This is a genomic window from Jejubacter calystegiae (assembly GCF_005671395.1).
Lineage (GTDB): Bacteria > Pseudomonadota > Gammaproteobacteria > Enterobacterales > Enterobacteriaceae > Jejubacter > Jejubacter calystegiae.
Genome location: NZ_CP040428.1, coordinates 4,732,916 through 4,746,942 on the forward strand (window position 1 = coordinate 4,732,916; position 14,027 = coordinate 4,746,942).

11 protein-coding genes are annotated in these 14,027 nt (G+C 56.8%); 6 read left to right on the plus strand and 5 right to left on the minus strand.

Annotation, left to right across the window (positions count from 1 at the left end; translation table 11 throughout):
* Nucleotides 1–38: 38 nt before the first annotated feature.
* The 4 genes from ubiG (at nucleotide 39) to yfaE (ending at nucleotide 4,860) form a co-directional block, all read left to right on the plus strand.
* Nucleotides 39–758, plus strand: coding sequence for a bifunctional 2-polyprenyl-6-hydroxyphenol methylase/3-demethylubiquinol 3-O-methyltransferase UbiG (gene ubiG, locus FEM41_RS22145; protein WP_138098514.1), 720 nt, complete (start codon nucleotides 39–41; stop codon nucleotides 756–758).
* Between the two features lie 368 nt (nucleotides 759–1,126).
* A complete protein-coding gene (nrdA, locus tag FEM41_RS22150) occupies nucleotides 1,127–3,412 on the plus strand; it encodes a class 1a ribonucleoside-diphosphate reductase subunit alpha (protein ID WP_138098516.1) in 2,286 nt (761 codons plus the stop codon).
* Between the two features lie 54 nt (nucleotides 3,413–3,466).
* On the plus strand, nucleotides 3,467–4,600 hold the full coding sequence (gene nrdB / locus FEM41_RS22155; protein WP_138098518.1) for a class Ia ribonucleoside-diphosphate reductase subunit beta: 1,134 nt from the start codon (nucleotides 3,467–3,469) through the stop codon (nucleotides 4,598–4,600).
* Nucleotides 4,601–4,602: 2 nt separating this feature from the next.
* Nucleotides 4,603–4,860, plus strand: coding sequence for a class I ribonucleotide reductase maintenance protein YfaE (gene yfaE, locus FEM41_RS22160; RefSeq protein WP_138098520.1), 258 nt, complete (start codon nucleotides 4,603–4,605; stop codon nucleotides 4,858–4,860).
* Between the two features lie 64 nt (nucleotides 4,861–4,924).
* On the opposite strand, the gene glpQ is transcribed toward yfaE, so the two are convergent.
* The 3 genes from glpQ to FEM41_RS22175 all read right to left on the minus strand — a co-directional run bounded on the left by glpQ (nucleotide 4,925) and on the right by FEM41_RS22175 (nucleotide 8,887).
* Nucleotides 4,925–5,995: a glycerophosphodiester phosphodiesterase gene (glpQ, locus tag FEM41_RS22165; protein WP_138098522.1), complete on the minus strand. Its 1,071-nt coding sequence runs from the start codon at nucleotides 5,993–5,995 to the stop codon at nucleotides 4,925–4,927.
* On the minus strand, nucleotides 5,992–7,353 hold the full coding sequence (glpT, locus tag FEM41_RS22170; RefSeq protein ID WP_138098524.1) for a glycerol-3-phosphate transporter: 1,362 nt from the start codon (nucleotides 7,351–7,353) through the stop codon (nucleotides 5,992–5,994). The genes glpQ and glpT overlap by 4 nt, the downstream gene beginning before the upstream one ends.
* 331 nt (nucleotides 7,354–7,684) lie before the next feature.
* The gene (locus FEM41_RS22175; RefSeq protein ID WP_138098526.1) at nucleotides 7,685–8,887 is read right to left on the minus strand and encodes a nicotinamide mononucleotide deamidase-related protein YfaY; all 1,203 of its coding nucleotides are present in this window, start codon (nucleotides 8,885–8,887) and stop codon (nucleotides 7,685–7,687) included.
* A gap of 278 nt (nucleotides 8,888–9,165) precedes the next feature.
* Here FEM41_RS22175 and FEM41_RS22180 point away from each other — a divergent pair, with 278 nt between their 5' ends.
* Nucleotides 9,166–10,611 carry a catalase gene (locus FEM41_RS22180; protein ID WP_138098528.1) on the plus strand — a complete coding sequence of 482 codons (1,446 nt, stop codon included), beginning with the start codon at nucleotides 9,166–9,168 and terminating at the stop codon, nucleotides 10,609–10,611.
* Nucleotides 10,612–10,626: 15 nt separating this feature from the next.
* Here FEM41_RS22180 and FEM41_RS22185 read toward each other — a convergent pair whose 3' ends face one another.
* Together FEM41_RS22185 and tctD are read right to left on the minus strand one after the other, a co-directional pair.
* Entirely contained in the window at nucleotides 10,627–12,051 is a 1,425-nt protein-coding gene (locus FEM41_RS22185) for a sensor histidine kinase (protein WP_138098530.1), read from the minus strand.
* Complete coding sequence (gene tctD, locus FEM41_RS22190; protein WP_138098532.1) at nucleotides 12,038–12,712, minus strand: transcriptional regulator TctD; 675 nt, start codon at nucleotides 12,710–12,712, stop codon at nucleotides 12,038–12,040. Before tctD ends, FEM41_RS22185 begins: the two co-directional genes overlap by 14 nt.
* A gap of 328 nt (nucleotides 12,713–13,040) precedes the next feature.
* On the opposite strand from tctD, the gene FEM41_RS22195 reads away from it, so the two are divergent.
* Nucleotides 13,041–14,024: a Bug family tripartite tricarboxylate transporter substrate binding protein gene (locus FEM41_RS22195; RefSeq protein WP_138098534.1), complete on the plus strand. Its 984-nt coding sequence runs from the start codon at nucleotides 13,041–13,043 to the stop codon at nucleotides 14,022–14,024.
* Nucleotides 14,025–14,027 lie beyond the last annotated feature (3 nt).

The following is a 14,027-nucleotide window of genomic DNA, read 5'->3' on the forward strand; positions in this document are numbered from 1 at the left end:
ATACTCGCTTTTACAACAAAGAAGGAGTGTGAACCGCCATGAATCAAGAAAACGCGCCGCTTTCACCCAATGTCGATCGGGATGAGATTGCCAAATTCGAAGCGGTCGCCTCCCGCTGGTGGGATATGGAGGGGGAGTTCCGCCCCCTGCACCGCATTAACCCTCTGCGTCTGGGCTATATTTGCGAACGCGCGGGCGGCCTGTTTGGCAAGAAAGTGCTGGATGTCGGCTGCGGCGGCGGCATTCTGAGCGAAAGCATGGCCCGGGAAGGCGCCACGGTCACCGGTCTGGACATGGGCGCCGAGCCGCTGCAGGTGGCGCGCCTCCACGCGCTGGAAAGCGGTATCCAGGTCGAATACGTTCAGCAAACCGTGGAACAGCATGCCGACCAGCATCCTCAGGCCTATGACGTAGTGACCTGCATGGAAATGCTGGAGCACGTGCCGTATCCGCAATCGGTGGTCAACGCCTGTGCACGCCTGGTAAAACCCGGTGGTCACGTCTTCTTTTCGACCATCAACCGTAATGGCAAAGCCTGGCTGATGGCGGTGGTCGGCGCTGAATATATTATGCGCATGGTGCCGCGTGGCACCCACGACGTGAAGAAATTTATCAAGCCAGCGGAGCTGGTTGGCTGGGTGGGTAGCAGCGGGTTACGGGAAAAACATATGACCGGCCTGCACTATAACCCGCTACGCGATCGCTTTTCCCTGGGTCCCGGCGTGGATGTTAACTATATGTTGCATACAACGGCCTGAGCTGTTCATTCCGGCACCCGAAAGGTGCCGGTTTTCTCCAGGACTTTTACCTGGTTTCAGAATGGATTTTTCCTGGCAGGGCTAAGAATTCAGCACTCGATCAAATTTTCATTTTTTTTTCCAGGTCATTGACAACCCGCCCGGCCCTTACGTGGCGTGGACTTAGCGAAATCCCCTACCTGACAACCCCAATTTGATAACAAAATCAATACTTGTTCTCCCGAGATTCCTTACTAGAATACTCACCATATAGCGGTTCATTTATCTTCAACCCCCTACATATAGTATTTATCCACAGAGTTAGTCACAGGGCTGCTTCTGTGAATAAAACGGGGGATATTTTCATCTCACGGACAGGTATTTCCCACATGAATCAGAGTCTGCTGGTTACAAAACGTGACGGTCGCACTGAGCGCATTAATCTGGATAAAATCCATCGGGTACTGGATTGGGCGGCAGAGGGGCTGAATAACGTCTCCATCTCTCAGGTTGAACTGCGTTCTCAGATCCAGTTCTACGACGGGATGAAAACCTCCGATATCCACGAGACCATGATCAAAGCGGCGGCAGACCTGATTTCCCGCGAAGCGCCGGACTACCAGTACCTGGCTGCGCGTCTGGCCATCTTCCATCTGCGTAAGAAAGCCTACGGCCAGTTCGAACCGCCGAAGCTTTACGATCACGTCGCCAAAATGGTGGAAATGGGTAAATACGACCGCCACCTGCTGGAAGACTATACCAGGGAAGAGTTCGCTCAGCTGGACGGTTTTATCGACCACTGGCGCGATATGAACTTCTCCTACGCCGCGGTAAAACAGCTGGAAGGTAAATACCTGGTCCAGAATCGCGTGACCGGCGAAATCTACGAAAGCGCCCAGTTCCTCTATATTCTGGTTGCCGCCTGCCTGTTCTCTGGCTATCCGCGCGAAACCCGTCTGGACTACGTGAAGCGCTTCTATGACGCGATTTCCACCTTTAAGATCTCGCTGCCGACGCCGATTATGTCCGGCGTACGTACCCCGACCCGCCAGTTCAGCTCCTGCGTGCTGATTGAGTGCGGCGATAGCCTGGACTCCATTAACGCCACCTCCAGCGCCATTGTGAAATACGTGTCCCAGCGCGCCGGCATCGGCATCAATGCCGGTCGTATCCGCGCCCTGGGCAGCCCGATCCGCGGCGGCGAAGCGTTCCACACCGGCTGTATTCCGTTCTACAAGCACTTCCAGACGGCGGTGAAATCCTGCTCCCAGGGCGGAGTTCGCGGCGGCGCCGCCACCCTGTTCTACCCGATGTGGCATCTGGAAGTCGAAAGCCTACTGGTACTGAAAAACAACCGCGGTACCGAAGCTAACCGCGTCCGTCATATGGACTACGGGGTGCAGATCAACAAGCTGATGTATACCCGCCTGCTGAAAGGCGGCGACATCACGCTGTTCAGCCCGTCCGATGTGCCTGGCCTCTACGACGCCTTCTTCGCCAATCAGGAAGAGTTCGAGCGCCTGTACGTGCAGTACGAAAATGACGACAGCATCCGTAAGAAGAGCATTAAGGCCGCAGAGCTGTTCTCTCTGATGATGCAGGAACGCGCCTCTACCGGCCGTATCTACATCCAGAACGTGGATCACTGCAACACCCACAGCCCGTTCGACGCCCAGGTGGCGCCGGTTCGCCAGAGCAATCTCTGCCTGGAGATCGCCCTGCCGACCAAACCGATGGACGACGTGAACGACGAAAACGGCGAAATCGCGCTGTGCACCCTTTCAGCCTTTAACCTGGGCGCCATCTCAAGCCTGGACGAGCTGGAAGAGCTGGCCACCCTGGCGGTACGTGCGCTGGATGCCCTGCTCGACTACCAGGATTACCCGATTCCGGCAGCGAAACGCGGCGCAATGGGCCGTCGTACTCTGGGTATCGGCGTTATCAACTTCGCCTACTACCTGGCGAAGCACGGCGTCCGCTACTCCGACGGCAGCGCTAACAATCTGACTCACAAAACCTTCGAAGCTATCCAGTACTGGCTGCTGAAAGCCTCTAACGAACTGGCGAAGGAACAGGGCGCCTGCCCGTGGTTCAATGAAACCACCTACGCGCAAGGCGTGCTGCCCATCGATACCTATAAAAAGGATCTCGATGCCATCAGCAACGAGCAGCTGTACTGCGACTGGGAGGCTCTGCGTGAATCCATTAAGACTCACGGTCTGCGCAACTCGACACTCTCTGCCCTGATGCCGTCTGAAACCTCTTCGCAGATTTCGAACGCCACCAACGGTATCGAGCCGCCGCGCGGCCACATCAGCATTAAGGCCTCGAAAGACGGCATTCTGCGCCAGGTAGTGCCGGAATATGAGCGTCTGAAGGATAACTATGAGCTGTTGTGGGATATGCCGGGCAACGACGGTTACCTGCAGCTGGTAGGCCTGATGCAGAAGTTTATCGATCAGTCGATTTCCGCCAACACCAACTACGATCCCGTACGCTTCCCGTCAGGTAAGGTGCCGATGCAGCAGTTGCTTAAGGATCTGCTGACCGCCTATAAGTTCGGTGTGAAGACGCTCTACTATCAGAACACCCGCGACGGCGCGGAAGATTCTCAGGACGACCTGGCGCCTTCCATCCAGGATGATGGCTGCGAAAGCGGCGCTTGCAAAATCTGATATCAGGGGGCGGGCTAACCTGCCCCTGTTTTTCGTATCACAGGAACAAATAACATGGCATACACCACATTTTCACAGACGAAAAACGACCAGCTAAGCGAACCGATGTTTTTCGGTCAGCCGGTCAACGTGGCCCGCTTCGACCAGCAGAAATACGAGATTTTCGAAAAGCTTATCGAGAAGCAGCTCTCTTTCTTCTGGCGTCCGGAAGAGGTGGATGTCTCCCGCGACCGCATTGACTATCAGAGCCTGCCGGATCACGAGAAACATATCTTTATCAGCAACCTGAAATATCAGACCCTGCTGGACTCCATTCAGGGCCGTAGCCCGAACGTCGCCCTGCTGCCGCTGATCTCGATTCCGGAACTGGAAACCTGGGTCGAAACCTGGGCCTTCTCAGAAACCATCCACTCGCGCTCTTATACCCATATCATCCGGAACATCGTCAACGATCCGGCGCTGGTGTTCGACGACATCGTCACCAACGAAGAGATCCTCAAGCGCGCGAAGGATATCTCCACCTACTACGACGGCCTGATTGAGATGACCAGCTACTGGCATCTGCTGGGCGAAGGCACCCACAGCGTTAACGGCAAGACCGTCACGGTTAACCTGCACGAGCTGAAGAAAAAGCTCTACCTGTGCCTGATGAGCGTGAACGCCCTGGAAGCGATTCGCTTCTACGTCAGCTTCGCCTGCTCCTTCGCCTTTGCCGAGCGCGAACTGATGGAAGGCAACGCCAAAATCATCCGACTGATCGCCCGTGATGAGGCGCTGCACCTGACCGGCACCCAGCATATGATCAACCTGATGCGCAGTGGCGTAGACGACCCGGAAATGGCCGAGATCGCCCGAGAATGCCAGCAGGAGTGTTACGATCTGTTTGTCATGGCGGCGCAGCAGGAAAAAGAGTGGGCCAACTATCTGTTCCGCGACGGTTCGATGATCGGCCTGAACAAGGATATTCTGTGCCAGTACGTTGAGTACATCACCAACATTCGTATGAATGCGGTGGGCCTGGAGATGCCGTACGACAAAGCCCGCTCCAACCCGATCCCCTGGATCAACGCCTGGCTGGTGTCTGACAACGTTCAGGTTGCGCCTCAGGAAGTGGAAGTCAGCTCCTATCTGGTTGGTCAGATCGATTCCAATATCGACGCCGACGATCTGAGCAACTTCCAGCTCTGATTATGGCTTTCCGTATCCTCCTTCGCCACAGCGGCACCCAGCTCCAGTGCCAGGACGAGCATCCGTCGCTGCTGGCGGCGCTGGAGTCACACCAGGTCGATGTGGAGTATCAGTGTCGGGAAGGCTACTGCGGCGCCTGCCGCACCCGGTTGATCGCCGGCCAGGTTAACTGGCTGAGTCAGCCGCTGGCCTTTATTCAGCCCGGCGAGATACTGCCCTGCTGCTGCCAGGCTACAGGCGATATCGAAATCGAGATGTGACAGATTAAGGTCAGAAAAAACGCCAGCCGGTGCATACCGACTGGCGTTTTTTTATGGTCGTTGCTTATTTATCAAGAAAAGCACGGGCCTTATCGGGGAAGTCGCTGAACAGGCCGTCCACGTTATCCCGGTTATAGAGCAGGTCGAACAGCTGATTGACGTCACTCACATAGTCCGGTAAATCATCGGCGCGTACCGTATAAGGGTGTACCACCATATTGTTGGCGTGCGCCTCTTTTACCATTGCGGTCAGGCGAATGTTGCCTTTGGTTGAGCCCTCTTCCACCAGCATATGGTAATCGGGACCAATACCGTCGGCATATTGCGCAATCTGCTTCATGGCGCCGGACTTAAACATCCAGTCGTAGCTGTAATTCACCCATTTACCGTCCGGCTGTTTCTGCTGGGTTTCATTCTGGTCGGTATAAGCGATAAGCTGCACCAGTTTCAGGTTCATACCGCGTTGCGGCTCCAGGGTATTTTTAATCCGCTTAAGCTCATTCGCATCAAAGCATTGCAGATAAACCTTATCCTGTGGACCGGTATAGCCATACTGTTTAAGAACATCCAGCACCTTCGCCGCAATATCCTTGCCTTCCTGATGATGGAACCAGGGCGCCTTAATTTCCGGATAGATACCCATGTTTTTACCGGTGGAGTGATTCAGACCCTGAATAAACTCCAGCTCTTCCTGAAAGGTGTGAACCCGAAAATCCGACTTATTCATCGGGAAGCGGCCGGGATAAGTCTGCACCTGCTTACCGTTTTCGATATCGAACCCTTCGGTAAACTTCAGCGACTTAATTTCCGCCAGAGTGAAATCAATGGCGTAATAGCGCCCGTCCTTACGGGCGCGGTCCGGAAAACGCTTGGCCACATCGGTGACCCGATCCAGATAGTGATCGTGTAGCACCACCAGTTGATCATCTTTGGTCATCACCAGATCCTGCTCAAGGTAATCCGCACCCTGAGCATAGGCCATCGCCTTGGCCGGTAGCGTATGCTCCGGCAGATAGCCGCTGGCGCCGCGATGGGCGATAACGAGCTTATCCTGTGCCTGAGCCGCCGCACCCACCATCATACCGGCAACCACGATACCTATACCGACGCCTGCCACTCGTCGTTGGAATATCATCCTTTGTTCTCCTGTTTTGCCTGCATTTCACGATGGTGCTTATGTTCACCTATCATCACGACCAGCAGCAGAAGTACCGCCAGCACGCTGCCGCCAATCATCACCATAAAGCCGCCATCCCAGCCGAAGAAGTCGACGGTATAGCCGACTATCGCACTGGCGGCCACTGAACCACCCAGGTAGCCGAACAGCCCGGTAAAGCCTGCCGCAGTCCCCGCCGCCTTCTTGGGCGCCAGCTCCAGGGCATGCAGACCAATCAGCATCACAGGACCATAAATCAGGAAGCCGATAACGATCATACAGGTCATGTCGATTCCCGGATTTCCGGGGGGGTTCAACCAGTACACCACCGTGGCGATGGTCACCAGAGTCATAAAGAAGACGCCGGTAGCGCCGCGATTGCCTCTGAACACCTTATCGGACATCCAGCCGCACAGCAGAGTCCCGGGAATACCGGCATACTCATAGAAGAAATAGGCCCAGGAGGATTTATCCAGCGCGAAGTGCTTCACCTCTCTCAGGTAAGTCGGCGACCAGTCGAGAATGCCGTAACGCAGCAGATAGACAAAAACGTTCGCGATAGCGATGTACCACAGCAGGCGGTTCGGCAGAACGTACTGCATAAAGATCTGCTTCGCCGTCAGCTCCTGCTCGTGCTCCTGGCTGTAATCGTCCGGATAGTCGTTCTTATACTCTTCAATCGGCGGCAGGCCGCAGGATTGCGGCGTATCGCGCATCATGGCGAAAGCGAACAGCGCTACCAGAATGGCGGCGAAAGCGGGCATATACAGGGCCGCGTGCCAGTCGTTGAACCAGGCCATCCCCAACAGAAACAACAGCGGTGGAATACCGCCGCCCACGTTATGGGCGCAGTTCCAGACCGAAACGATGCCGCCACGCTCTTTCTGGGACCACCAGTGCACCATGGTACGCCCGCACGGCGGCCAACCCATTCCCTGGAACCAGCCGCACAGGAACAGCAGTACGAACATCACGGCAATGCTGGACGTCGCCCAGGGTACAAATCCCATAAACAGCATCACGGCGGCGGCAAGAATTAACCCCGCCGGCAGAAAAACGCGCGGATTCGAGCGATCGGAGACCGAGCCCATAATAAATTTGGAAAAACCGTAGGCGATGGAAATGCCGGAAAGCGCAAAACCCAGATCGCCGCGGGAAAAACCCTGCTCTACCAGATAAGGCATCGCCAGCGCAAAGTTCTTACGCACCAGGTAATAAGCGGCGTAGCCGAAGAATATCCCCATAAAAATCTGCCAGCGCAGACGACGATAAACCGGATCGATTTTTTCAGCCGGTAGCCTCGCCTTATGCGCGGCGGGTTTAAAAATAGTTAACATGTAGCCTCCGTGGCGTTTTATTTCTGGCAATTCACTGATTATTTTGATTATTAACTGATTAAATAACGATCAATTTTCTTTTTCGAGCGTAATAATAGTGAATACGAGCATATTTTAATGTGAAACATCGCACATTGTGTTACATATTTATTAAAAAATGACGACAGCGCCCAGAAAACCACAGAATCCCCATTACCAATTGCGCGTTTTCGCTCACAAAAAAAACAAAAAATCATTATTAAAATACCCAAAACGGGTGACAGGGAACTTTATGGCGGTCGAAAAACAACATATTGGAAATAGCCCCGGAATGATTCTCCGGGGCGACAGGTCAGGCAGGAAAACGCGACTCCACCTGGATCCAGCTATGGCTGGCCTCCAGCGGCAGCCCTTCCAGCCAGCGGCGTAGCATGTTCTGCGCCATCATGGCGCACACCTGTTGAAGGTCGCGCTGGCTGTAGCGCCGACCGTTAAGCGAAATCTTCAGCCCCTGGCTCCCCTCAGGCGTATGTAGCACCAGATTCAGATGCTCTTCCTGCCGGGCTCCCACCACCAGCGCGAGATCGCTCTGGGTTTGTTCTGCGAACCGGGCCGCTCGTGCCGCGCTCTGTGCCAGAGTTTCCGGTTGAGATGGCGGCGCCAGAACTTCCCCCGCCTGTAGCGTCACGCCGCCTTCCCCCAACTGCCAGCACAGCAGGCCACCGGTAAACTGTTCGCTGACCGCAAGCCGCAACTCCCGAGCCGCAAGCAGCCTGGCAAGCCGTGCAGCCAGGCCGTCTGTACCTTCAAAAATCAGGCTATCACCCGCCACTCGCCGCACCTCCTGCCACAGCGTCATCATCTGTGTACGCATGGCATCCGGGCCTGTTAGCTTCAGTTCGATAATCGGCATGGCAGAGCGGTAACCCAGCGTCACACCCTGTGGGCGCGGCAGGGTATCCAGCGCCTGAGCCAGTTCACTCTCACCGCGCCCAAAGGTGGTCAGGCGCAGGCAGAGCGGTGGCGCAGGCAGTTCAAAGCAGCGACGCAGCAGCGGCAGAATCTGCTGTTTCACCATGGTCTTAAATTCGCTGGGAACGCCCGGGGTAAAGCAAAGCAGACAGCCATTCAGCCGCATCGCGAAACCGCAGGCGGTGCCCACCGGGTTGTCGATGACCTCACTCCCCTGCGGAATCAGCGCCTGCTTGCGATTAGCGGGCGACATCTCGCGACCGCGGGAAGAGAAGTAACGCGCCATGGTCTCCAGCCAGTCGGCATCCTCCACCAGCGCCACACCTGCGGCGCGGGCCGCGGCCTCGGCACTGAGGTCGTCGCTGGTCGGCCCCAGACCGCCGTTAACGATCAGTACGTCGCACTCCCGGCTACGGCGCTGCAAAGCACAAACCAGCGCTTCCAGATTATCCCCTACGGTACTACGCCCGCTCATCGGCAACCCCTGTTCGAACAGGTAATCCGCCAGCCAGGCGGCATTGGTATCCACAATCTGCCCATACAGCACTTCATCGCCAGTGGAGAGCATTTCTACTTTTATCATCGTTCGGTCCCGCACAAATAAAGAGTTCCACTATAGCCTGGCGGTCAGCCTGAATAACCTCCTGCGCCTGGATATTTCAAAATCCAGGCATTATCCCAGCCCGGAAGTTCAGAAAAAATCCTTATTTTTATGATGACTATGACAGGCAGGGAAAATAACTGTGATAGAGAAAGCCAAATTGCGTGCGATCAACAACCAGGACAACAATAAGGCGTAGCGTGATCCGTCATAAACGGAAAATTAACAACCCACCCGATTTTATCCCAGGGAGACAATCGATGAGCAAGAAAGGCTTAACTACTGGCGCAGGCGCCCCTGTGGCTCACAACAATAACGTAGCGACCGCAGGCCCGCGTGGCCCCATGCTGCTACAGGATGTCTGGTTTCTGGAAAAGCTGGCGCACTTTGACCGTGAAGTGATTCCCGAACGCCGCATGCACGCCAAAGGCTCCGGCGCTTACGGCACCTTTACCATCACCCAGGATATCAGCCGCTATACCCGTGCCAAAGTCTTCGAGCAGGGGAAAAAGACCGAATTTTTCATCCGTTTTTCCACCGTTGCCGGTGAACGTGGCGCCGCCGATGCCGAACGCGATATCCGCGGTTTCGCCATCAAATTCTATACCGAAGAAGGCAACTGGGATCTGGTGGGCAACAATACCCCGGTGTTCTACCTGCGTGACCCGCTGAAATTCCCGGATCTCAACCATGTAGTGAAACGCGATCCGCGTACCAACCTGCGTAACCCAACTTATAAGTGGGACTTCTTCTCTCAGCTACCGGAATCCCTGCATCAGTTGACCATTGACTTCAGCGATCGCGGCCTGCCGCGCGGCTACCGCTTTATGCACGGCTTTGGTAGCCACACCTACAGCTTTATCAATGCCGATAACCAGCGCTTCTGGGTGAAATTCCACCTGCGCTGCGAGCAGGGTATTGAAAACCTGATGGATGACGAAGCCAAACGCCTGGTGGCCGAAGACCGCGAAAGCTCCCAGCGCGATCTGTTTGAATCCATTGAAAAAGGCGACTTCCCGCGCTGGAAGTTTTACATTCAGGTGATGCCGGAAGCCGACGCCTCTAAGGTACCCTACAACCCGTTCGATCTGACCAAAGTCTGGCCGCATGCCGACTACCCGCTGATTGAAGTGGGCGAACTGGAGCTGAACCGCAACCCGGACAACTACTTTGCCGAAGTCGAGCAGGTTGCCATGTCTCCGGCCAACATCGTTCCCGGTATCGGCTTCTCGCCAGACCGTATGCTGCAGGGCCGTCTGTTCTCCTACGGCGATGCTCACCGCTATCGCCTGGGCGTGAACCATCACCAGATTCCGGTCAACGCCCCGCGCTGCCCGTTCCACAACTATCACCGCGACGGCGCCATGCGCGTTGACGGTAACAGCGGTAACGGCGCGACCTACGAGCCAAACAGCTTTGGGGTATTCCAGGAGCAGCCGGATTACAGCGAACCGCCGCTGTCGCTGGAAGGCGCCGCCGATCACTGGAATCACCGGGAAGATGACGACTACTTCAGCCAGCCGCGCAAGCTGTTTGAACTGCTGAGCGAAGAAGAGCATCAGCGGATGTTTGGTCGTATCGCCGGCGAGCTGGCGCAGGTGCCGGAATTTATTCAGGAGCGCCAGATCGGCCTGTTTAGTCAGGTGCATCCTGCCTACGGCGCGGGCGTCGCGAGCGCGCTGGAAGCGCTGAAAGCACAGAAGTAATTCCCGCCGGGGGCCTCAGGGCCCCCGCTTTTCACGGCTCACCAGCCTAACCCGCACCAGTAATCCCCCCAGCGTTTCTCCGTGCAGCAGTTCCGGCCTGGTACGGTGCCAGCGCGCGATATCATTAACCAGCGCCAACCCCAGTCCCGCTCCCGGCTGCATCGATCCCTGTTCCAGACGGCGAAACGGCGTGAGCGCCTGCTGCGTCTGATGCTCGTCGATCCCCGGCCCGCTGTCCTCTACTTCCAGCAGCGCCTGAGGCGTCTGACATACCACCCGTACGGTGACGGTGCCGCCAGTAGGCGTATATTTCAGGGCGTTATCCAGCAGATTGGCGCACATTTCCGCCAGCAGTAGTTCCTCACCGTCAATCCAGACCGGACTGGTTTCCCCTTCATAGCCCAGGTCTATATGCCGACTGCGCGCCTGGGTAAGCCGGGAAAAACAGCAGGCCTGGGCCAGCGCCACCAGATCGATCCGGGTAAAGGCCTGACTTCCCGGCTCGCGACGCTTAAGACTGGCCAACTGCAGCAGCCGCTCTGTGAGCTGTACCGTGCCGTCCAGGGTGCCACTCATCGCCTCCAGGCTCTGGCGCCATACCTGAGGATCCTGACTTGCCAGCGCCACCGCCACCTGGGTCTTCAGCACGGTAAGCGGCGTTTTCAACTGGTGCGAAGCATCGGCGCTAAAGCGCGCCTGGCGGGCAATCAGGTGCCGCAGACGTTCAAGATAGCGGTTAAAGGCACTCATCAACGGCCGGGTTTCCGACCACGGCAGCAGCGCCGGTAACGCCGAGAGATCGCCAGGCTGGCGCCGGGCCAGATGCGCCGAAAGACGACGCAGCGGCCGCAGTACGCGGCGCAGCAGCCACCCGCTCAAAATCAGGGTCAGTATCACCAGTCCCCCCTGGGTCCACAGCGATGACGCCAGCAGGTTCGCCGCCATCTCACGCCGGGATTGCAGGGTTTCGGCCACGTAGATTCTGGCCATACCGTTGATGCCCCCTTCGTTTACCGGCTGCAACAGGCAAGCCACCCGCATTCCCTGCCCGCGCCAGCGGGTATGCCAGAACCACGCCAGTGCCGGATAGAGTTCACTGCGCGGCGTGCCGCCAGGAATATCCGGCAGGCTATCATAGCCGGAAATCACCCTACCCTCGGTATCGACCACCTTGTAGTAGAGACGGTCATCCATATTGCGCTCGAAGCTGTCGAGCACTACCCAGGGCACATCCGCCTGCAATCGCCCATTGCGCACCACCAACCGTTCCGCCACGGTACGAGTGGACGCCAGCAGCATTCGATCAAACGCCTGAGTGGCGGCATTCATGGCGCTGATATAGCTGCTGAAGGCCGAAAACCCCCACAGCACCACCAGCGGCAGACCAAGAAACAGCAACTGGCGGGAGAGCAGCGATGAAGGACCTTTAAGCCAGTTCATCGCTGCACTCCAGCAAATAGCCGAGCCCTCTGATGGTGATAATACGCACGTTGCCGGGCTGTAGCTTCTTGCGTAACCGGTGAACGTAGATTTCAATGCTTTCCGGGCTGGCTTCGTCGCTCAGACTAAAAATCTGCTCGAACAGTTGCTGGCGTGCCACCGGGCGACGGCGACGATACATCAGCACCGTCAGTAGCGCCTGTTCGCGCGGCGTCAGCGACAGCGGCCGCCCCTGAAGTTCGAAGTAGCCGCCATCATGCCAGCTCAGTTCCCCCAGACACTGGGTCTCCTGCAGTTGCCCCTCGCTGCGCCGTACCAGCGCCCTGAGTCGGGCATCCAGCTCCTCCAGCTCGAACGGTTTTGCCAGGTAGTCGTCGGCACCGTGATTCAGCCCCCGAACCCGATCCGCCACCGAACTGCGGGCCGTCAGCAGCAGTACCGGCAGCGACTGTCCACGCTGGCGCAGGCGCTGCAGTACCGCCAGGCCGTCAAGGCGCGGCATCTCAATATCCAGCACCGCCACGGCATAGCCCTCGTTTTGCAGCAGATGATCGGCCGACTGGCCGTCAAACACACAGTCCACGGCAAAGCCGCTCTGTACCAGAGCCTTTTCCAGCCAGTGGGCCAGCTCCTGATTATCCTCAGCCAGTAACAGACGCATTTTCCCCTGCTCTTATTCTTGTACGTCTCCGCAAAACCCGAACGGGTATGTGAGACGTCGTGATTTCCGATCCACAGAGATCATGGAAATACATTACATTTTTGCAACAAATGATTGCCGTATTTGCAGGTGGGTTAGCAAAACGGTACCGCGATAATCTCGTCTCTTCAGCCGGTTAACCCACGACCCCCGTCACATAAATTCACATCCATCCGTCGCTGAAAGGGAAATGAAAGGTAACTGCCTTAACAATCACGCAACCAGGCCGTCACCGGCGGTCCACGACAAGCAATAACAATGACTCACATCTATGGCATGAGGATAAGCAATGAAAAAGAGCCTGATCGCGACCCTGGCCGTGTTCCCCCTGCTGCTCGGCGCGCTGCCTTCCCAGGCGGAGCAAAAGGCGCCGTCGCGTACCGAATGTATCGCTCCCGCCAAGCCCGGCGGCGGCTTCGACCTGACCTGTAAGCTGCTGCAGGTCAGCATGCTGGAGACCGGCGCCATCGAAAAACCGATGCGTGTCACCTATATGCCTGGCGGCGTGGGGGCGGTGGTCTATAACGCCGTCATCGCCCAGCGCCCAGACGAGCCCGGCACCGTGGTCGCCTTTTCCGGCGGCTCCCTGCTTAACCTGGCTCAGGGCAAGTTTGGCCGCTACGGCGTTGACGATGTGCGCTGGGTCGCCAGCGTCGGTACCGACTACGGCATGATCGCCGTTCGCGCCGACTCCCCGTGGAAAAACCTGAAGGATCTGATGACCGCGCTGGAAAAGAATCCCAACGACGTCGTCTTTGGTGCCGGAGCCTCTATCGGCAGCCAGGACTGGATGAAAACGGCGCTTGTCGCTCAACAGGCGAAGGTCGATCCGCGCAAGATGCGCTACGTCGCCTTTGAAGGGGGCGGCGAACCCATTACCGCTCTGCTCGGCAATCACGTTCAGGCCATCTCCGGCGATCTGAGTGAAATGATCCCCTATGTCGGCGGCGATAAGATCCGCGTACTGGCAGTGCTGTCGGACAAGCGCCTGCCCGGCAAGCTGGCTGATATCCCCACCGCCAAAGAGCAGGGCTACGACGTGGAATGGTCTGTGATGCGCGGTTTCTACGTTGGGCCTAAGGTTAGCGACGCCGATTATCAGTGGTGGGTGGACGCCTTTAACAAACTCCAGCAGAGCGACGAATTCAAGAAACAGCGCGATCTGCGCGGCCTGTTTGAATTCAATAAAACCGGCAAAGATCTGGATGCCTACGTGAAGAAACAGGTGACCTACTACCGCGATAAAGCCAAAGAGTTCGGTCTGGCGAAATAACCG

What these genes read in the sequence shown, in the direction of transcription:
- ubiG (WP_138098514.1), top strand. Translation starts at nt 39, where the DNA reads ATGAATCAAGAAAACGCGCCGCTTTCACCCAATGTCGATCGGGATGAG.
- nrdA (WP_138098516.1), top strand. Translation starts at nt 1,127, where the DNA reads ATGAATCAGAGTCTGCTGGTTACAAAACGTGACGGTCGCACTGAGCGC.
- nrdB (WP_138098518.1), top strand. Translation starts at nt 3,467, where the DNA reads ATGGCATACACCACATTTTCACAGACGAAAAACGACCAGCTAAGCGAA.
- yfaE (WP_138098520.1), top strand. Translation starts at nt 4,603, where the DNA reads ATGGCTTTCCGTATCCTCCTTCGCCACAGCGGCACCCAGCTCCAGTGC.
- glpQ (WP_138098522.1), bottom strand. Translation starts at nt 5,995, where the DNA reads ATGATATTCCAACGACGAGTGGCAGGCGTCGGTATAGGTATCGTGGTT.
- glpT (WP_138098524.1), bottom strand. Translation starts at nt 7,353, where the DNA reads ATGTTAACTATTTTTAAACCCGCCGCGCATAAGGCGAGGCTACCGGCT.
- FEM41_RS22175 (WP_138098526.1), bottom strand. Translation starts at nt 8,887, where the DNA reads ATGATAAAAGTAGAAATGCTCTCCACTGGCGATGAAGTGCTGTATGGG.
- FEM41_RS22180 (WP_138098528.1), top strand. Translation starts at nt 9,166, where the DNA reads ATGAGCAAGAAAGGCTTAACTACTGGCGCAGGCGCCCCTGTGGCTCAC.
- FEM41_RS22185 (WP_138098530.1), bottom strand. Translation starts at nt 12,051, where the DNA reads ATGAACTGGCTTAAAGGTCCTTCATCGCTGCTCTCCCGCCAGTTGCTG.
- tctD (WP_138098532.1), bottom strand. Translation starts at nt 12,712, where the DNA reads ATGCGTCTGTTACTGGCTGAGGATAATCAGGAGCTGGCCCACTGGCTG.
- FEM41_RS22195 (WP_138098534.1), top strand. Translation starts at nt 13,041, where the DNA reads ATGAAAAAGAGCCTGATCGCGACCCTGGCCGTGTTCCCCCTGCTGCTC.